At 32.6% G+C, this 19,616-nt stretch carries 22 protein-coding genes; 11 read left to right on the top strand and 11 right to left on the bottom strand.

The window, feature by feature from the left end; all coding sequences use genetic code 11:
• Positions 1 to 601 precede the first annotated feature (601 nt).
• Entirely contained in the window at positions 602 to 1,075 is a 474-nt protein-coding gene (locus AB0A59_RS13890; protein WP_458744717.1) for an endonuclease dU, read from the top strand.
• A gap of 1,085 nt (positions 1,076 to 2,160) precedes the next feature.
• Here AB0A59_RS13890 and AB0A59_RS13895 read toward each other — a convergent pair.
• Positions 2,161 to 2,322 carry a hypothetical protein gene (locus AB0A59_RS13895; RefSeq protein WP_458744719.1) on the bottom strand — a complete coding sequence of 54 codons (162 nt, stop codon included), beginning with the start codon at positions 2,320 to 2,322 and terminating at the stop codon, positions 2,161 to 2,163.
• 112 nt (positions 2,323 to 2,434) lie between these two features.
• Between AB0A59_RS13895 and AB0A59_RS13900 the strand changes: the two genes are divergently transcribed.
• The gene (locus tag AB0A59_RS13900; protein WP_458744720.1) at positions 2,435 to 2,713 is read left to right on the top strand and encodes a hypothetical protein; all 279 of its coding nucleotides are present in this window, start codon (positions 2,435 to 2,437) and stop codon (positions 2,711 to 2,713) included.
• Between the two features lie 392 nt (positions 2,714 to 3,105).
• Positions 3,106 to 3,513 (top strand): hypothetical protein, encoded by a 408-nt coding sequence (locus tag AB0A59_RS13905; RefSeq protein WP_458744722.1) that lies wholly within the window; start codon positions 3,106 to 3,108, stop codon positions 3,511 to 3,513.
• A gap of 229 nt (positions 3,514 to 3,742) precedes the next feature.
• Here AB0A59_RS13905 and AB0A59_RS13910 read toward each other — a convergent pair whose 3' ends face one another.
• From AB0A59_RS13910 to AB0A59_RS13920, 3 genes are all read right to left on the bottom strand, one after another.
• Complete coding sequence (locus tag AB0A59_RS13910; RefSeq protein WP_458744723.1) at positions 3,743 to 3,895, bottom strand: hypothetical protein; 153 nt, start codon at positions 3,893 to 3,895, stop codon at positions 3,743 to 3,745.
• 200 nt (positions 3,896 to 4,095) lie between these two features.
• A complete protein-coding gene (locus AB0A59_RS13915) occupies positions 4,096 to 4,389 on the bottom strand; it encodes a class I SAM-dependent methyltransferase (RefSeq protein WP_458744724.1) in 294 nt (97 codons plus the stop codon).
• A 250-nt stretch (positions 4,390 to 4,639) separates the two neighbouring features.
• Positions 4,640 to 5,398 (bottom strand): DUF899 domain-containing protein, encoded by a 759-nt coding sequence (locus AB0A59_RS13920; RefSeq protein ID WP_458744726.1) that lies wholly within the window; start codon positions 5,396 to 5,398, stop codon positions 4,640 to 4,642.
• Between the two features lie 65 nt (positions 5,399 to 5,463).
• Here AB0A59_RS13920 and AB0A59_RS13925 point away from each other — a divergent pair, with 65 nt between their 5' ends.
• Positions 5,464 to 5,796, top strand: a complete 333-nt coding sequence (locus AB0A59_RS13925; RefSeq protein WP_458744728.1) for a metalloregulator ArsR/SmtB family transcription factor — start codon at positions 5,464 to 5,466, stop codon at positions 5,794 to 5,796.
• Positions 5,793 to 6,236 (top strand): SRPBCC family protein, encoded by a 444-nt coding sequence (locus AB0A59_RS13930; RefSeq protein WP_458744730.1) that lies wholly within the window; start codon positions 5,793 to 5,795, stop codon positions 6,234 to 6,236. The genes AB0A59_RS13925 and AB0A59_RS13930 overlap by 4 nt, the downstream gene beginning before the upstream one ends.
• Positions 6,237 to 6,615: 379 nt before the next feature.
• Here AB0A59_RS13930 and AB0A59_RS13935 read toward each other — a convergent pair whose 3' ends face one another.
• On the bottom strand, positions 6,616 to 7,212 hold the full coding sequence (locus AB0A59_RS13935; protein WP_458744732.1) for a dihydrofolate reductase family protein: 597 nt from the start codon (positions 7,210 to 7,212) through the stop codon (positions 6,616 to 6,618).
• Between the two features lie 650 nt (positions 7,213 to 7,862).
• Here AB0A59_RS13935 and AB0A59_RS13940 point away from each other — a divergent pair.
• Positions 7,863 to 8,324 (top strand): hypothetical protein, encoded by a 462-nt coding sequence (locus AB0A59_RS13940; protein WP_458744734.1) that lies wholly within the window; start codon positions 7,863 to 7,865, stop codon positions 8,322 to 8,324.
• 263 nt (positions 8,325 to 8,587) lie between these two features.
• Positions 8,588 to 9,448 carry an SDR family oxidoreductase gene (locus AB0A59_RS13945; protein WP_458744736.1) on the top strand — a complete coding sequence of 287 codons (861 nt, stop codon included), beginning with the start codon at positions 8,588 to 8,590 and terminating at the stop codon, positions 9,446 to 9,448.
• Positions 9,449 to 9,734: 286 nt separating this feature from the next.
• On the opposite strand, the gene AB0A59_RS13950 is transcribed toward AB0A59_RS13945, so the two are convergent.
• From AB0A59_RS13950 to AB0A59_RS13960, 3 genes are all read right to left on the bottom strand, one after another.
• Complete coding sequence (locus AB0A59_RS13950; protein ID WP_458744737.1) at positions 9,735 to 10,046, bottom strand: hypothetical protein; 312 nt, start codon at positions 10,044 to 10,046, stop codon at positions 9,735 to 9,737.
• A 172-nt stretch (positions 10,047 to 10,218) separates the two neighbouring features.
• Positions 10,219 to 10,629: a hypothetical protein gene (locus AB0A59_RS13955; protein ID WP_458744738.1), complete on the bottom strand. Its 411-nt coding sequence runs from the start codon at positions 10,627 to 10,629 to the stop codon at positions 10,219 to 10,221.
• Positions 10,630 to 11,018: 389 nt separating this feature from the next.
• Entirely contained in the window at positions 11,019 to 12,620 is a 1,602-nt protein-coding gene (locus tag AB0A59_RS13960) for a HAMP domain-containing sensor histidine kinase (protein WP_458744739.1), read from the bottom strand.
• Positions 12,621 to 13,471: 851 nt separating this feature from the next.
• Between AB0A59_RS13960 and AB0A59_RS13965 the strand changes: the two genes are divergently transcribed.
• Positions 13,472 to 13,954 (top strand): cupin domain-containing protein, encoded by a 483-nt coding sequence (locus AB0A59_RS13965; RefSeq protein ID WP_458744740.1) that lies wholly within the window; start codon positions 13,472 to 13,474, stop codon positions 13,952 to 13,954.
• Positions 13,955 to 14,460: 506 nt separating this feature from the next.
• On the opposite strand, the gene AB0A59_RS13970 is transcribed toward AB0A59_RS13965, so the two are convergent.
• Both AB0A59_RS13970 and AB0A59_RS13975 read right to left on the bottom strand, forming a co-directional pair.
• Positions 14,461 to 15,864, bottom strand: a complete 1,404-nt coding sequence (locus AB0A59_RS13970) for a hypothetical protein (RefSeq protein ID WP_458744741.1) — start codon at positions 15,862 to 15,864, stop codon at positions 14,461 to 14,463.
• A 236-nt stretch (positions 15,865 to 16,100) separates the two neighbouring features.
• The gene (locus AB0A59_RS13975; protein ID WP_458744743.1) at positions 16,101 to 16,352 is read right to left on the bottom strand and encodes a hypothetical protein; all 252 of its coding nucleotides are present in this window, start codon (positions 16,350 to 16,352) and stop codon (positions 16,101 to 16,103) included.
• 174 nt (positions 16,353 to 16,526) lie between these two features.
• On the opposite strand from AB0A59_RS13975, the gene AB0A59_RS13980 reads away from it, so the two are divergent.
• Together AB0A59_RS13980 and AB0A59_RS13985 are read left to right on the top strand one after the other, a co-directional pair.
• The gene (locus AB0A59_RS13980; RefSeq protein ID WP_458744745.1) at positions 16,527 to 16,661 is read left to right on the top strand and encodes a hypothetical protein; all 135 of its coding nucleotides are present in this window, start codon (positions 16,527 to 16,529) and stop codon (positions 16,659 to 16,661) included.
• A gap of 72 nt (positions 16,662 to 16,733) precedes the next feature.
• A complete protein-coding gene (locus AB0A59_RS13985) occupies positions 16,734 to 17,057 on the top strand; it encodes an antibiotic biosynthesis monooxygenase (protein WP_458744747.1) in 324 nt (107 codons plus the stop codon).
• Positions 17,058 to 17,445: 388 nt separating this feature from the next.
• Here AB0A59_RS13985 and AB0A59_RS13990 read toward each other — a convergent pair whose 3' ends face one another.
• Positions 17,446 to 18,504: a class I SAM-dependent methyltransferase gene (locus AB0A59_RS13990; protein WP_458744748.1), complete on the bottom strand. Its 1,059-nt coding sequence runs from the start codon at positions 18,502 to 18,504 to the stop codon at positions 17,446 to 17,448.
• Between the two features lie 203 nt (positions 18,505 to 18,707).
• Here AB0A59_RS13990 and AB0A59_RS13995 point away from each other — a divergent pair, with 203 nt between their 5' ends.
• Positions 18,708 to 19,538 carry an alpha/beta fold hydrolase gene (locus AB0A59_RS13995; RefSeq protein WP_458744750.1) on the top strand — a complete coding sequence of 277 codons (831 nt, stop codon included), beginning with the start codon at positions 18,708 to 18,710 and terminating at the stop codon, positions 19,536 to 19,538.
• Positions 19,539 to 19,616 lie beyond the last annotated feature (78 nt).

Genomic DNA, 19,616 nt, shown 5'->3' on the forward strand with positions numbered 1-19,616 from the left:
TTATATAAAATAGAACAAATTGCCTCCGAAGCCTCCGTACTTCCGAGGTTTGAATTAATACTGAAAATCAATATACTACTTTTCATTTTCAAAAGGGCTAACCATGATTGACTTATGATCATAACTAATTGCTAATCCGGACCCTTGGAACCAGTAGACACATTTTGATTCATTACGTATAAAGAGAAAATATGCATTTTACGATGACTTGTTGTATAGTCTACCTAGAACAATAACAAAAAGAATAAGTTAATCATATAAAGAGATAAATAAAGATGCTTGGGCATTTTGCACAAGAGATCTATTTATTTGACTAATCCTTTCAGAATGCTAAACTCGTAATACCTCGCTATTTAATGATTAATCTTCATTGAGGATCTGAGATAATTCACTTCAAACTTGAAAAGTAGAGAGCTAAGCATTTTTACCAAGAATTGTATACTGTATATAAGAATTCCAGTTATAGGTACGATGTTTCATATCTAAAGAAGAAGGAGGGATAGAATGAGGTTTCATACTGAGAAAAGAGGCATTCGTGTTCTAGGAATAGCTGAAAGTTTTCAAAAAAAACAATACTTGTTCTACGCTTGCAGGAGTGGTAATGTGCCGTGATTTGATAATTGATGGTATGGTTTTTGGAAATGTAACGATTGAAGGAAATGATTCTACGCAAAACATCCTGTCTATGTATAGATCATTAAATAGAAACGACATCAATTGCATAATGCTTGATGGTCTGATAATAAGCATGTACAATATAATAGATGGAAATGAGCTTGAAGAAAATACCAATGTTCCAGTTATTGCAATAACATTCAATGATTCAGAAGGACTGGAAGGCACAATACGACATCACTTTTCCAATGATTTCAATCTGAAATTAGAACAATATCGTAAACTAGGACGACGAGATAAAATCCTATTAAAGACGGGTAAGATTCTGTTCGTAAGATACTGGGGAATGAGTTCGATGGAAGCATCCACCATCGTTAATTACTTTACACTCCAAGGTTCTATTCCAGAGCCAATTAGAATAGCAAAACTTGATGCACGTGCAAATATGCGAAGTAAATAACTTGGACTTTTAATCACCTTAATATTCTCGATGTTTATCATTCGTCTTCTGTAAGTCATGGGTAACAGTACAATTTTACAAGAACTTATGGTTAATCTAAAAAATTAAAGATGTCTAATAATATAAAGATCAAATGAGAAATAAACTTGGTAAGATAGTTTTTGTTTCATCATCAACTATCATAACACTTTTTTTCTGAAAAATGTAACATAGAGAAAAATGCATCCGGTGCTTCCGAACCTCCGGAATTGCATGAACTAAGCCGGTTAAGTATGAATGTTAGTCGACATATAACAAAAAGAGCAAGTTTTTCAAATTAGAAAAGGATTTGAAATTATAACTAAAAACCGGACCCACGGAGGCTTCGGATACAATTTATTTTATTTTGTAAGAACACCAAAACACTATGTAATTTTTTTAATTTTATACCTCATCTCTATAACGGATATAAATTCATACTATAGTTTTAAGCCCTATGTTGATAAGAACCTAATTATTGATTCTTCTATTTAATAATTACATCAGTACGATGGAAATAATAACAATATTAAGAATAGATAGGAAGGAGGTTATAGAATTATAGATTCAGTAGTTGAATACGATATTGAAAATAATGGCTCTGTTCACTTAATAATGTTTAATTCGCTGTTATGATAGTTTACAAATAGATTAAGCCAATTCTTCACATGCTTTAATTTACAGTTCTTTAGTCTACATGGAAAGTAATCATCGAAGCATTCTTTGGTTCTGTCCTTGATGTACTGCATAGTACGTTCTATCAGACTTTTCTCCAAACTAGAATGTATGTGATGTCTTAACTTTAGAAACTTGCAAGCCTGTGGATACCATGTACCTCCATCTGTTGATACTGGATGATTGCCATGAATCTTGACTAGACCTGAGATAAATTTCTCTCTGCTACAAACATATTTCTCTCCTTAGAGATAGATAGTGTATGAATTTTCCTGTTTTCTGTCTGGCTCAATTCTAACCCATAAGCAGGTGTACTCTGTTCAAACTTTGATTAATGTCTCATCAACTATGTGTTTGTCAATTTTCTTTCTCTTTGATGTTTTTTTTTGAGTTTATATCTTTGTATCCAGTTCCATACAGATTGCAACATGGCTTCTCTTTATCTTGTGTAAGAAGAGCATTGCTTTAGAAACGTTTCCGGTTGACAACCCAAGAAAGTACAAATACAGACCATCGTAAACATATTCTGAAAGCGTTCTGTTTTTAGTATTCACAAGAGAGATAGGATGTTTTCAAACTATAGATATCTCGTTAAATGGAGTCCATGATTCTATCCTATTCTCTTTTATATTATCAGATAGATCATTTAACTGGTGTCTAGATAAAATGTCACGAGAAATAGAAGATAAAGATACTATCAAATCAAAGCAACAGCCAATAAAATCAATAGAGAGTATTGAAAATGTAATCTCCAGATCAATAGAGTTTTCTGACGACTCTATTTCTTTTGAAAGGATATCAGATAATGAAACTCATTTGAAATTAAAAATATTATTGTCCCCAATAATATTAAAAGAAGTCTTTAAAAACATCTTAGAGACTCATGAGTATTTAAATGCAAATATTGATATCATGGATAGCAGGACATTCAAAATCACAATTTAATTTGACATCATTTTTTCTCGCTTTTGTTTTGTATAACACTAACTAAAATGACTATTTTTATGGATCATTTTTATTTGTCAGCAAATTCAAACTATTCAACTTGAATTGGACCAGATGATATTAACATAAGGATATAAAATCGCCATAATCCAATAATTGATACTCACAAAATGATTTTAATCTCATATTCTTCGGTTTGGGCGCAAGGGGTTTGAATAAGGTAGGTAAATGGGTTCAATGAATTTAATTGAATATTGTAATTCATTTAACTGTATATATGAAAATAATTATTTTGATTTTATTTCCCGAATCTATAATTCTAAGAGATTAAGAATCTAAGAATATTACAGAAAATTAGTAATGCTTTAATATTTTTTATAGTGAGTGAAACTATGAATAAATTCAACAAAATAAATCCAAAAAACATATTTCTGGCAGTAGGCATGATGGCTGTTACGGCTCTATTTCTGACAAATACTTCAGCCTTAAACGGAGTATTCGCAGTAGATAATAGCGGATACGGTTTTCTTGATTGCTCGTATGATAATGGCACGAATAAAGAGACATGTTGTGATGGCCCAAGTGACAACATTAAATGCACAGAGTGTGACGTAAATCTTGAAACAGGTCAAAAATCCAATTGTAAAGAAGTGCCTAACGCGCTAGAAGGGAAAAATGGCCGAAACCTAGGTTCAGTATTGGATGGCGATATGGTATTAGAAAATGAACCAGTAAATCAACCTCAACCTAAACTTCAATTACAAGGTAAATTTCCTTCATCTCTAGCCACCTCCAAATAACATCCTCTTTTTTTATTATGGTTAGGAACGAGTTCATTTAACTTATTGATGATTTTAAATATTTTTTATTTAATGAAACTAACAGAGTTCAAGAACTGTTCACATTAAATCTCAATATTTCTAAATATTTTTTAAAAAAAGGAAAAATAGTTCCTAAGTTAAAGTTGTAAAGTTTGCTGCGATGGTAATGTTATTATTTGTTGTCAAATTTAATAGTTTGATAGGACTATCATTCCAAAGTATTATTCCGTTTTACATTAGCAATTCCTTTGAGTTGTTTGGTAAATAAATCCTGACCAACAACGATTTTTTGTAACTCATTTGTTGTAAGTTTATCGACACTAGAAATATTTTGTATATCCTTTGTAGGAGCTATGACCACATTGTTTGGTATCTTAAAATTGCCAACAACTAATTTCAGATCTGGAATTATCTCAAACTAGTTTTAGGATTTAGAAATAGCTAAATGAATAGATAATCTCGATAATGAGTCTTCTTAAATTATCCTTATTTCATGTGAAAAACAACTCTACAAATATCTTATAGATAATTTTTGTTTCATACTAACGGGTATAATGTTTTTTATCTTTCTGCATTTCCTTCTTTCCATACAATGTCGTTATAACCCGCAATAACTTCTTCTTCCTTTGCAAATACTAAAAGATCGGGTGTAATGTCTAACCCCGTTACTTTTGCTCCTAATCTACGTGCAGTTATTGCTGTGTTACCGAATCTACATGCTACATCTAATACTGAATCTGAAGATTTAATCTTGATAAGCCTAACTAGTTTAGCAGATACAGGTGAAAGCATTCTACCAATACTTTTGTAATCACCCGTGCTCCAAACCATTTTAGTCCGAATGGTATTATCCAATAGTGATCTATCAAATAGGCCTATCAATTATACTTTAATTTTGATTAACTTGAATACATCCGTGGGGATTAAGTTCCTCGTGGAAGTGGGGTTCTATTGCAAAGGTTCAGGTAAAAATCAACAACGATAGAAAAAGGACATATTCTTAGTGGCAGGGAAATTGTAGATTCTTGTACCTATTTTCCTACTATAACTGTACAATGATAAAAATTATATGAAAATATCCGTTGACTAAATGAGTGGATAGCAATTATTTATTGTATTCATCATGACGACGAACCCAGAATTGGGCATTTTCATGACCTGCCTCATCTCGACCCTTGGGAACCAGGTCAAGGTAGTTGTATGCTCCATTCAATATATCTATACCCCGTGCATATGCTGAATAAGTGTGAAAAATATGACCCTCAGGGTTTTTATAAAATACACTGACGCCTGGCATCTCTGAAATACCTGTGTCCTGTATCATGTAATTATAAAACGCGTTCTTCTTTACTACTTCCTCTTCAGTGAAAGACACATGATAGTCGAAATTAAAGTCATTATTATAAGAAGAGACCCAACTAAAATCCCACCCCATCCGTTTTTGGTATTCAGCTATTTTGTCATATGGTGTTCTCGATATAGCGATCATGTTCACATCTCTTTGATTCAGGTGTATAATTATATTATTAAAACTATCAGCCCAAAATGAACAGCTTGGACATCCTGCATCCCAGCTTGGATCAAACATGAAATGATAGACTATAAGTTGACTTCTACCATCGAAAAGTTCTGATAATGTTTGTTTCCCGTTTGACCCATCAAAAACATACTCTTTATCAACCCTAACCCAAGGTAAATCTCGTCTCTGTTGACTAAGTTGGTCACGTACAACGGTAAACTCTTTTTCTTTGGTTAGTAAATCTTTACGAGCTTTTATCCATTCATCTTGCTTAACAATAGTATGGTCTTTCGAGAGGTCTTTATCTTTTTTTCCAGTTCTCTTTTCGTGCTCATTCATGGACATTGGAAATAAGTATAACCGCTGTTATTTAAATATTTAAATAACTGTACAACTAATTTATTATAGTAATGGCGCCTTCGGTTTGGAAAGTACTATCTGAGGACAGTAGAAGACAAATATTACTACTGTTGAGAGAACGGGATATGTATCCTACTGAGATTGCCAAGTATTTTGATACAACGTTGGCTGCAGTTTCTACTAATCTAAGAATTTTAAAGGATGCTGATTTGATTCAAGAAACCAGAGAAGGGCAAAAAAAAAGATATTCAATTAATCCTAAAACTTCAATGGAAATAAAGGATTTTTTTGATAAGATGTGGGGTCATAGTCTCAATGATCTTAAAGAGTTTGTCGAGGAGACAAGTAACAAAGAAAGGAATCATGGAATTAGAAAGAAATGAAAGAAAAAGATTATGATATAATTAAGAAAGAAATAGTAATCAATGCCTCAGTAGATAAAGTATATTCAGCTCTAATTGATCCCGAGCTATTAACTCAGTGGTTTCCCAACATAGCGACCATAGAACCGTGGGCTGGAGGAAAAGTATTTTTTAGATTTTCAAAGGAGGTGACAAAAGAGAAAAAGGATCATGATGTTATTGGAACAATTATTAGTATCATCCCAAATAAAGAACTTTCTTATACTTGGAACTTTACAACGAAACCAGAATATAACAAAAATACTATTGTTACTTGGAAACTTGAACAGCTAGACAATGATAAAACGAAAATTACTTTAATTCATAGCGGCTTTACAAATGTAGATAGAATTCAATATGATGAACATAATGAGGGCTGGAATTGGTATACCAAAAGACTCGAGAATTTTGTTAGAGATTAGATAAATAAGGATAAGCCATAAGGAGTAATCAACCTATAAGACCAAGAACACATAGCAATCTACTTTCGATAAATTTGCGATATAAATTCACTAGCCTGACATATTAGCACCTTTAGAATTAGTTCATGGAATCCCAAACTAGCTGGGTTCTATAATATCTAATATCACAGTGAATTCTTTGATCGGACTAATCTTCTTTGTAATTAATGTCGATGGTTTTGGTCTTATCTTTAGTAACAGTCTGGGTGCGTGGAGATACGATTCAAGGTTGAATAGAATCTTACGAAATGCAGAAAGAAATCGGACAGATTTGTTGATGATTTGGATTATGTTAAAAAATGTTCAAAGAATTAATTTCTTTCTTATTCAAGTATTATCGTCAATTTTTCTTTACTTCATAATGGAGCAACACTGTTCCAGAGTCAAACGTGATTGATTCAACAAGGGATAATTTACGAATCTCCTTTAGATCCTTAAATATGGTCTTACCATTGCCAATCGCAACAGGATTGATAAACAAATAATATTCGTCAATCAAGTTTTCCTTAATCAAAGAAGAATCAAATGAAGCACCACCATAAACTATAATATCTCCGCCACCTTCTTGGCTCTTTAACTTTTTAATTTCTTCCTTTAGGTCGCCTGTTGCTATTTCAGTATTTGGCCACTCTGATTTATTGAGCGTCTTGGTAAAAACAATTTTTGGTGTTTCCATCATTTTTTTAGCGAATGGATACCAGGAGTCATCGGGTTTTTTTGCAAAATCAGACCAAGTTGTGATAAATTCATTAGTCATTTTCCTTCCCAGGAGAATGGTATCGACTGGCTGATGCAACTTATCTTCATATTCTCGGAATTTTTCATCCCAGTTGAGGTTCATCCAGTCCATTTCATTGTTGGGTCCTGCGATACAACCATCAATGGACATTCCTACGTGTAGTTTTAATTTTCTCATTGCCTTTTTATTATCACTCATCTATATTCACCCCAGAATTCTTAATTTGAAGATCCTGTTTTCTTTTTTAATTAATTCGGTTGATTCAAAAATATATTCTTGTAAATAAGGATTAGTCATGAGTAATAGGATATTAGCGGTCCTAATAAGTATAGATGGGATCAAAAGTATATTAAAAATCCTTTTTGGTAAAGAATTTTCTTCAAATATTTCAGGTTTCTAATCCAATTTGAGTCGCCATATCTACAAGTTTTGAAAATAATGTAATGAGTCAGATCAAATAGACGATAGACGGACATAGAGTCATATGTCATCCAAGTTCTGTATCTCTGTGTTCGCTTGAATATAGTCCTGAAAACAAGTTTCAAAGTAAATAGAATGTGGAATTAATTTGACACGAGAGTGTGGAAATAGGTTCAAATTCCTCTCAAGTCATAATATCATTATCAATTAAAGTATCATTGAGCTTGGGCGCGTGGGGATTAGTGCTGATATTGGTTCCTTAAAATAGATACTAATAAGTTAGACAATTAGAAAAATATAAAGAATTTATCGCGATTTCAAATACAATATCATCTGTCATCAATAATTGTAGATCATTTTTACATATTCGTAATTTTTTCTTTATTACTTGGAAATGCTTTTAAATTTGTTAAAATAATGATGGTTGTATGAATAATATACTAATCGTATTTGGTATGACATTGCTAGTTGCGATATTTATTGCAGGATCAATTTCATCGGGTGTAATGGCAAAACCAACAAAACCATCCTATTGGTGCGTTCCAGTAACTGATGGGTATACTGTAAAATGTTGTGATTATATTCCAGATCCAGCAGATCCAGAGGGTTTAACAAAATACTGTACAGTGTGTGCTGATACTAATCCTCCAAGCAACTGTACACCTAGAGAACCTGGAAGAGAAGATTCAAACAATCAAGACACTAGCATACCGTCTAATTCTGGAGTAGAAGATGATACTAACAATGAAGATACAAGTCCTAGCATGCCACCCACTTCTGGAGTAGAAGATGATACTAACAGTGGAGAGAACACTAGTCCACGTATTCCAACAAAAGGTGATGGGCTTAGCACATTAGATGGTGATAAGGTCTTGTCACCATTACCATAAGAAAGAGAATTTCTTATGCAACATATACTTTGTTTGCATTGCGAGATTCATCTTTGATCACGATCTTGTAGGATAATTAGATAATATTGAAAAACCAAGTATCATTAAGTTTGGGCGCGTGGGGATTAAGTTCCTAGTGGTAATAGGGTTCTAATACATTAAAACTAATGTTAATCTTTAATATTTCACTCGAAAATAATCAACAATATTCTGTTTTCTATCATGATTCACTAATTTATATAACCTTACTCTTATTTTTTGCTATGTCTATAAAAGAAAACAAAGTTGCAGTTGTGACGGGTAGTTCTAGCGGAATTGGATATCAAACTGCACTCATCTTGGCCAGGAATGGATTTTCAACATTTGCTACTATGCGCAATATTGAGAAATCCAAAAACATAAGGGAAATAGCAAACAAAGAAAAATTACAGTTACAAATCATTCAGCTTGATGTTAATGATGATTCCATAGTTAAGAACACAATAGACAAAATAGTTGAAGAGGGTAAGAGAATCGATGTTCTGGTAAACAATGCAGGGTATGGCATTTTTGGAGCTTTGGAGGATTTGTCCATTGAAGAAATAAAGGCACAATTTGAAACAAACTTTTTTGGGGCTATAAGAGTAACACAGGCAGTTCTACCCACAATGAGAAATCAGAAAGGTGGTGGTACAATAGTGAATATAAGTTCAGTTGGAGGACAAGTAGGTGTTCCGATTCTATCCGCCTACAATCGTACTAAGTTTGCATTGGAGGGTCTAAGTGAATCAATGTCATACGAATTAGAACCTTTTGGAATTAAGGTAATTCTAATAGAACCGGGTTTTATCAAAACCAACATAATGAATTCCAGTGTCTTGGCTAAAAAAGCCCTAGATCAAAAATCACCATACTATTCACTGACTCAAAGAATAGAAAGCTATTTTCAATCAATGGTCAATAATCCAGAATCATCACCACCAGAAGCAGTGGCAAAGGTCATATTAGAAGCAATTAATTCAGATTATACGCAACTAAGATTTACAGTGGGCAATGATGCTTCAGCTATAATCCAAGCAAAAAGAAAAATGTCAGATTCAGATTTTACTAATCTGATCAAACAACAGCTCACGTCAAAATCATGATGATAAATTTGGTCAATTAATGAAAATTGAAACTCAAATCAAATCTATTTGTCATTTCTTTGATACATTTTCTCCATAGGATTAATGAAGATATATTCAAAACCTTAACAACACCTTACTTCCGATTTGATAACAAAATAACTCTGTTAGATAATGTAGTCTTCATTACAATTTTACAACCGTTGCATGCATCTGTAGAATATAGTTCCTTGCAATGGAAGTGGTTGGATCCATAGTAATTTGAGGATATCACAGTTTTAAACGACAACGACAAACTGGATTTTTCTTAAACGTGATTTGTATTCTTAATATGCTTTCTAATCCTTGACCATGCTTGTTTAGTTTTATAATCCATAGGTCGAATATCTGATTCTTTAAGTTTCCCATAATCCATAAATTCTCGAGCAAATGCTGATTGTATTCTATTTAGGACCTCTAGTCTATCAGTTCCTACAATCACAGATTCCGTAGCATTTATCCCAAAATCATCTAAAATCTCTTCAGTAGGGATTTTTATTATCCCTAAATGTATGTCTATAGGAATGGGATTGAATTCATAACCATCTATTGGGTCTGGTTGAAATAAGAATCGCGGCATGGTAAAGGTATTAACAATACTAGAATTTAATAATTGAAGAATACTAAAAGATGAGCCAAATAAGAAATGCATTATATAGATATAGGAAACAGCATCCGTGGGGATTAGTAACAAATTTGACTATTATTTAGGGTTCGTATAATCGTCGACTACAGGATCTGGAAGGGATCATTCAAACTGGCTTTATCCTTGGGATACCTCGGGTTACTAATCGCCAATTAATAACAACATCATTCATATCACAAAACAATTTTACAGGTTTGTAATAGTTAGGAATAGTGGATTCAGATATCTCTCCTCTTCTAGCTCTATCATTTTGAAAGAGGATATAGTTTAAAAACGCATTTTGAAAAGTCTTAGGATCCTGTATAATAAATTCGTAAAACTGATTAGCCTTCTCATCGATAGTAGATCCTTGTAGTTTCAAATAATCTAAAAAAACTTCCAATCGCTTAGGATACTGTCTTTTTGTTTCAGGAGCCTTTAATGCATAAATAAATCTAAAATATGGAGAATTTACCATACGGGATTCGATTTCGCTATACTGGAATGGCTGCAACTTTATTCCTACGATATCCTTCACATTGGGCCTAAAAAAGGATTCAGTTATGAAGGGGGCCCGTGGGGATTAAGTTCCTTGTGCTAGTGGGGTTCAATGCAATTTAGTAATAAGAATTAAGAGTAGAGCAGATTTGATTAAATGTCACCGGAGGGTTTGATAATAGATATATTTTACTTGTTTAATTTATGTTGTATAGAATATATCATAATTGTTAAACATGAGCATTCTATCATCTATATGTCCAAATTTAGACGCTTAACGAACCACGAAATCCTCTAACGCCATAGTAAGAACATCAATATAATAATTGACTAAAGATAACAAATTATTTTATTTCAAATGCTTCAGATGCAGATATAATGCATTTTATTATTTAAGAACTAAAAGATATATCCATAATTCATCTCGGTTTAAAAAGGTATTGTAAATCTAAAGGCTGCACCATGATTATATTCTTTATCAATCCATATCTTACCACCGTGTGCCTCGATTATATCTCGACATATTACCAAACCTAAGCCGGTTCCACCGTATTTCCTTGCAAAAGCGGTGTCGATTTGATAGAACTTGTGAAATAGTTTATCCATTTTATCTGCTGGAATACCCGGACCATTGTCTTCTACTGAAAATATGAGATAGTTTTTACCAGGAGTTTGAACATTATATGCTTCCTTTAATTCCTCTACTTTTAAGATAATTTTTCCAGATTTATTTGGAATGAAATCAAGAGAATTCTTAATTAAATTGGATAGTACTTGTTCTATTCTTTTCTCGTCACAAACAACGTTTTGTACTGTTGTTGTATTAATTTCTGTTACTATGGTAGCCTGCTTTTCTTCTATTCCAGTTTTTAGATCATTTATAACGTTATTAAAGAGATGCAATATTGGGACCTCTTTTCTGTTGAGGTTTATTATGCCCATATCAAATTTATAAATATCTAGTATATTCTCTACAAGCGATTCCAGTTTTTTTTCATTTCTATAAATTATTTGAACAGCCTTCGCTTGTTTTTCGTTCAATTCACCAATCTTTTGAGGTTTTAAGAGCAATTCAGTATACCCTTTAATTGGAACTAACGGTGTCCTTAATTCATGGCTTATCATAGAGATAAATTCATTCTTTGCCCTGTCATTGTCTTTTAACTGTACATTTAATTTTGTCAACTGGTCGGTCATTTCAGATTGTTTTTTAACATCTCTTTTGATAGTAGATACCATAGAATTAAATGATTCAGTAAGCTCCGATAGTTCATTTCCACCTTTGTAGTCAACTGATACCTCCAAATTGCCTTTTTTTATCTCAGAAGTAGCTCTTGTTAGTAAGGTAATGGGTTTAAGCAAACGGTGTAATATAAACAAAATGAAAAGAATTAATATTACAATCAAAATCCCAAAAATAATCTGCAATTTGATTAATTCATCCCAGTTGCTTTCAACTTTTTGACCTATTTGGGTAACTAAAGCATCCGATGAATTAACGAGATTAAAAGCCTTTGAAATAAGTTCTTCTTTTAAAGAATTATCTAAATGGGTGCCTACTGTTTGATTAATTGCTGTGTTAATTTTAATATTCTCTGTTGCGAATTTATCATAGATTTGGTCATTTAATATTGTTTTAAAATCTGTCCAGTGTGAATTTACTTTGTTCCAACTATTCAAAAAATCACTGGGAAGCGGTTTTAACTGTACTGCTGAAGTAATACCACCATCTTTTAAAACCATGATGTTAGATGCTAGTTGTTGTTCTGCATTACTAATGCGAGAAGTATTGTAATTCTCGAGACCCATGGTAGCAGAAGGAGATTTACTCAAAAATTCGGATATTTCGTAAAGGACATTTAGTGTAAGAAAACGATTTTTACCCGCTATATTAACAGTATTTCCCAACAAGGTTTGCTGTGACTGAATATAGATTAATATACTGAAAATGGTAATAATAAAAATTATTTGAATAAGCGATAACAATCCGATTTTTACTATTGTTTTGGAGAGAACGTTTTTTAACACCATTTTCTATAGATGCCTTTACAGGGATGTAGATATAAAGATATAAAGATATAAAGATATAAAGATATCAATTTCTCTAAAATCTTATTTCATCATATAAGAAGTCTCCTCCTTCATTTACCTTCTTTCTGATATATTTCTTAATAATAGAACCAACTACATTGTATTTCTTCATTAAGAAGTATCCGAATACCTCTTCGAATATTTTCGTAGTAGGAAGATAATTTTAATCACATTTATCCTGTGAATTTTGAATATGAGAAAGTGAAAATTTAGTTAAACTGATACTCAAGTTTTTTATTGACCCTTTAATTCACTATTCTATTAAATTCATATTCTAAATAGGTTGAGCAAAAGGATGTTGAAATCCATCTGGTTTACCTATGTAAAAATATCATTCATTCCATGATGTATTCGTAGGTTCATTTTCGAGTAAAATTAAATTTGAAATTGATTTATTGGTATTAAAATGAGTATAGAGTCTATCAACGTCACCTGTGTTAAAATAATAGGGTTTCCATAACTACTAATATAACAGCGAATTCTTTGATCAGATTATACATGTTTGTGATTATTATCGGTGACTTTAGTATGACGTTTAGTAACAGTCTGGGCGGGTGGGGATACGATGCAAGGTTAAATAGAAATATATGGTAGTTATCTAGAACTAACTTTTAATACTCAAATTTGAAGGCTCGGTACATTGTTGAGTATTTCTTTCAGTTTGACTAATACAAATCGTTAGAATTGTAATAAATTCACATGCATACACATAATCCTAATTAAAGTTGTGTGAATCATAAAGTTTGGAAATTATTTAAATATTAAGTTTTTTTAATAAGTATTGATTACCGATGAGCGATAATAAGGATAATGAAGTATATTCTCAAAATTATAAATCTATTGAACACTATAACCTAAATGGAATACTTTACAGAATTATTATATCGGGTAATCAAACTGAGAACAAATACTCCATAATTGAAATTACTTTTCCTGCGGGGGAAGAGTCAGAAATACCTTTACACAAACATGGAAACGAAGCATTGGTAATGCATGTGATTGAAGGCAATTTTTCCTTTAGATATGGAAAAGAAACTCTCGAGGGAAACAAAGATACCGTATTAAAGTTTGAAAAAGACGTGAATCATTCTTATAGAAAAATTGGAAAAGATCAAGGTAAACTACTTGTAACTTACACTCCTGCCGGATTGGAAGACTTTTTTAGAGAATTAGGAACATCCAAAATAGAGGATTCAAAAAAATCTATACAATTTGATCCAGTTATAGTTCATCTATTAGAGAGCAACTACAACTGGAGATTCATTTTTGAATAAGTTTGTCTTTATTCTTGTGAAATAACAACAATTGTTTTTACATATAGTTAAAAGGCATCTCTATTGATTAACCTGGATTAATGCATTTTGATAAGAAATACAAGTGATCGGTATCTACAATCTCATTATCAGTTAGAAAAAATTCATTGTCGATTGTTGACTCTCTGACAACAACTTTTACTCTGTTTCCATTTTTATTTACATAGAAGGAGAATCTTTCCGAAAGAATTTAAACAATGAATATCTGGTCTTTGAATCCCAACTGAGTTATAATTCCACTATTATCCTTCACAACACAGCTTATTTCATATTCTTTCACAATATTTCAATTGCATGTGGATAGATAGGAAGTAATTTTTATTTTTCTATTATGACATATTAGTTGATTCCATTTGTAAATGGTATAGGGAATCAATGCACTCTTACATTCAATTCTAAATACTTTTGAAGACAAGTGTTACAAGAGGGATCAGATGAAATAGATACAAAACATATCGCTGCAATTTTCATTTAGTCTTTATTTCGCTGATAATCTCATCTAAATACTTCCTGAGTTCATCGTCCTGAGCAGAGGGAGAAATTCCCGTATCATTTTGCATTTGTATTTCCCTTTCATATGCTTTTTTCATTACTATATTTCTAGCATCTTCAATATCCTTTTCCATTTGCGCAGTTCCTATATCCTGAACAAGTTCTAACATTGATTTTCTAACAGTATTCCTTAATGCATTATCATGAGATAATGAGATTGCGGAAGAATACAATCCAATACTAAAAAGATAGGAGCACAATAATACTAGTGAATGGGCAGCTACTCCATATGTTTGTTGTAAAGCAGAAATCTCATTTGCAATACCGATCGCGCTAATTCCAATGGCTGCTATAGTCAAATAATCCTTGACTTTTGGAGATTTCAAATCTCGAGTAATTAAATAAAAAGCCAATCCAAATAATAAACTGCTTGCTATAGTACCTGCCCGAAATATCAACCTAAAATCGTACTTGTAAGGAAAATCTGCTGGAAGAGAAAATATTAATCCGCTTCCTATAAGATATAGAACTAATGGTGCAGCTAAAATTATCCAGAATTTGAAATCAAGCTTATGAGTTTTCTTGTAATAGTAACCGAGCAAAAAGGCAGTTCCAATCCAAGTCAAAATATATGGACTGAGAGAAGTAAGATAAATAATTTGGTTATATAGTGCCAGGTTTGAATTTGGTACCAAGTAAAGAGTCGTATAATCAGGATTTACTGTTTTGTACATTATAGCACCATCATATTCATCAAAAACCTTGTAAATGAAAGAGGCCATAGGAATTGCCCCATCAGGGGAATCTTCTTTAACTAGTTGAACAAGTAAAAGTTTATCAAAAGCATCTCCTGCTATAGACATCGCAAGTGCTGTGGCGGCTAGACCATAAAATAATACAACAAAATTTCTTTTGTGTACCTTGTACCAAGTAAAAAATTTGTAGCTAATTATTCCCATGATTGCAGCAGTTGTCAAAGAGGCCATTGCATTAAAGGCGATGACAAAGTATTCATTTCCACCACATACGGTAAAGTATTCTGGACAGTTTGTGATATTATTATACAAGATAAAGAGCAAAATTCCAAGTAATGAGAACTGAATAACGGTAACCATTATGTGCATTATTCGCATCAAAACGGACCGTTTTAAGAGATCCTTAGTAATATATCTAGTAAAGCCCAAAAGGATTAAAGATCCAATGCCATATCCAAAAACGGTTGTAAGTGTAAAAAGAGCAATCTCACCAGCGTTATTCAAATAAATGATTTGGCGGGTAGCTAATAGATTTAATATTATTAGAACGACTATAACTGCTGCAGTGATTATGGTTAATTTGCGATTATTAAAGAGAATTTCGTTTAGTTGTAGTATTTCCAAATAAATACAAATTTCTACAGTATTATATAAGGGTACTTAAACATCCACCCAATTTATCAGAATAGTTCTGAAAGCTATACCCGAATCCATTGCTTGAAATATTATTTAGTCTTTATGCCATTGTCATTTTATTGTCTTTGTGTTGTCAAATGCATCCTATCACGATATTGGACTAATATACCAGTAATGTTAAATATCCACATCTTATTATAATTGCATGTCTAAAATAGATATAGCTATGCCCAAGAAACGAGGTGGTCTATAATGTCATCGAACAATTTGGACAGATAACGCTTGTACTTTATACTCGTGATAGACAATGTCTCCAATTGTCTATCGTGGCCAATTCTTACTGTAGCATAGAGTTTTCCATATCGGTCTTTAAACAGCTTTTCAATATTGTCTAGGTTTAACGCCAAATGTACTTGTTTTTCCATGGTGATATATTCTTCTTCTTCCTCTGAGTCGTTTGAAAGAAGAAATGGCAAAAAATCTAGAGCATTTTAGAAAAGTAATAAAAAGTGCTTGAATTTTTAATTCTTTATTTTTTTTATTTATTCAAATTATATAGATTTGTCGATAAAAAAAAGTAAAGTAACTAAATATTGATGAATTTCGATGATAAAATATCCTTTAGTCGTTAATCTGTTCTACGTTGGATCATGGATATAGCAGTGTTACTTGATTCGAGATTATTAAGTTTGGGTGCGTGGGGATACGATTCAAGGTTGAATGCAATCCTGTCAACAAAATTGATGAATAATACACTATATGGATTAGTCTCAGACTGTGGTTGACAGTTTCAAAACGACGCCTCTGGTGAACTCAAGTTTTTATTATAATAATCAGTATTTACAATATCAGAGAATATGACTACAATAAAGGTAGACAAGGATATTATCACTTTGATTAATGTATTCACCGTTGATCCGTCAAAACAACAACAACTAGTAGATGCTCTTGTTGAAACCACTAAGCAAGTATGGCGTCTGCAGGATGGATACATATCAGCAAGTATTCATAAGAGCCAAGATAGGAAAAAGGTAGTAAATTACGTCCAGTACAAAGGGAAAGAAGCATTTGATAAGAGACTGGATAATCCGGAGGCAATAATCCGCATGAATAAAGTATTGTCTATAGCCAAAGCAGATGGTCATTTGTATGATGTAGTTTTTACAGATAAAAAGGAATAATATCATTACCATATACAGTAGCACTTAGTTTGGGCGCGTGGGGATTAAGTTCCTTATGGTAATAGGGTTCTATTACAATTTGAATAGAATAGTTTTGATCAATGAGCTTGTGGGGTTTAGTAATAAAATATTTCAAGTCTAATTTGCTTGGTTTTTTCGATGTTAAGAGAGATAGAAAAATTATAACATTATAGAGGTTACGAAGGAAAATGATTATCTGCTTCTGATATAACAAGAATCGCAGATTATTTCAAAGAATATCTGAAGGAATTAAAAAGGTGATATAAGAATTCAAAAACTATGGGCCTATAAAACTCCTTAACCATAGTAAACTAAAGTAAAGATTACAATAAAAATAATATCAAAGGAAACAGATTTGGTTTGTCTATCACGGTGTAAGACGATAAAATCTCCATAGGAAATGCTCGATTGGCAAAACATCAACTTTTGAAAATCCAGATTCAATTGCATATTTCTTAAAAGTGGAAGTAGTCATTGCAGCTCCAGTAGCTACGGAATTTGCATGGTTGACGGATTGTGGAAGACAAAGCAATACACTGAAATTATAATATAGTTTGCCAGCAAAATCATTCTTCTCTTCTAATTCGTCTTTCATACTAACATCACCTATCAAGATTGCACCATCAGGGGAAACAAAGTTTCTCATTTTTTGCAATGCCTCAATGGGATATGGCATATCATGTATAGATTCAAAAGTCATGACTAAATCATATTTTTCTTTAAAGTTTACTTTCTCAATAAGGGACTGGTATAAAGATATTCTATTTTCTAATCCTTCATTAAGAACATTTTGTCTAGCGTTATCTATAGATTGAGAATCTGCATCTACAGCATCTATTTTAGTCAAAGGAAAAGATTTAGCTAACGAAATACTAGCCCATCCGTCGCCACAACCTACATCAAGAACTCGTCCACCCTTTGAACTTAATTTATCAGCTATATCAGGCATAGATGAAATCCATTTTGCAACATCATTTACAAACATTGGTCTGTTTCCTTCACCTTGTGCATATATCATATCAGGTCCATAACTAGAGTAAGGAACACCACTACCAGTCTTGAAAGATTCAAGTAACATGTCCAATGCAGATGATAAACTCGGAATCCAGTAAATAAAAGGAATTGTATATGCAATATTCTCACGATCGCATAATACTACTGCATGCTCTTTTGGTATAGAGAACCTGTTTGTTGAGGAATCGTGTTCCAAATATTCATTAACCGTCATACACTCTAACCATTCTCTTAAGTATCGTTCAGAATAACTAATCTTTTTTGACAATTCCTCAGAATTTATTGGACCCAGTTCCTTGATTGTTTTAAAAAGGTCAAGCTTGTGACCGATATACAAAGTTAGACAACTTAAGGCAGAGTTAGTATCGTTCATAATTCGTTCTGAAAGTTTATCAATTTTTTCCTGATTCATTGTATACCATTCTCCTTCGCACTTAAAAGGTTGAGTCAGATGGATATTCATTTCTCAAAATAAAATAACTATCAAATTTTCATATTCGAATTTTTAAATTACTAGTATATGGGGAAGATTAAGTTCTCTAGTTTCAACAACAATATAAGTTGATTCTCCAAAACTATGTATGATTAATATTTATCTCTCGGTTTATTTTAAATATGTCAGTTCCTGTTATAGAGAAAGTATCAAACGAAGGTGCAGAGATCTATTGCGAACATAGAGGTAATGGTCCTACTCTTTTATTGATCCACGGCGCTATGGAAGATGCCGGATTCTATTCTTCTGCAGCAGAGATTCTTGCAGATAGATTTAAGGTTGTGACTTACGATAGGCGCTGCAACTCGCGAAGCTCAGGGGATCGAAATGCTGACATGTCAATAGCTCAGCAGGCTCGCGATACTGCTTCTATCATCGAGATGATTGGAGACGGAAAGGCCATTGTAGTTGGTAGGAGCGGAGGTGCTGTTATTGGTCTTGAACTTGCAGCAACTAGACCCGAGCTGATCGACTCACTAATAGTGCATGAACCACCTTTGATCGAACTTTTACACAAAACTGAAACTGAAAGATGGCATTCTTTTGTCAAGGAGGTATATGAAAAAAATCTGAACGAAGGATCCGATGCAGCTCAGAATGAATTTATGAAATCTCTTGTAAATGTGCCTTCTAGTCCATATCCTTCAGATCTCAATGAAAGGCTCTCAGGTAACGTAGATTTCTTTTTCAAGCATGAATTTAGAGCATTCTTTGGATATCAACCTAAAATCAGCACGATCAGAAACAACAAAGTCAATATAGTAACAGCTACTGGAATTGAAAGTAATGATGCATATTATGTTAAGGCTACAAAGGCCTTAGCTTCTAAACTTGGTTGTAACCATGTAGATTTCCCGGGTCATCATGATGTTTGTTTCTGGATGCCAGAAGAATTTGCTAACGCTATTCAAAGTACACTAACTCGGTATGGGCATGCCAAAACAACAGAATAAAAAAGATATATGGCTAGTGCATTTACCTACAAAAGTAATATATTATTCCCATTCTATTTCTTCTATTTAATCAATAAA

The organism is Candidatus Nitrosocosmicus sp. T, assembly GCF_054408485.1.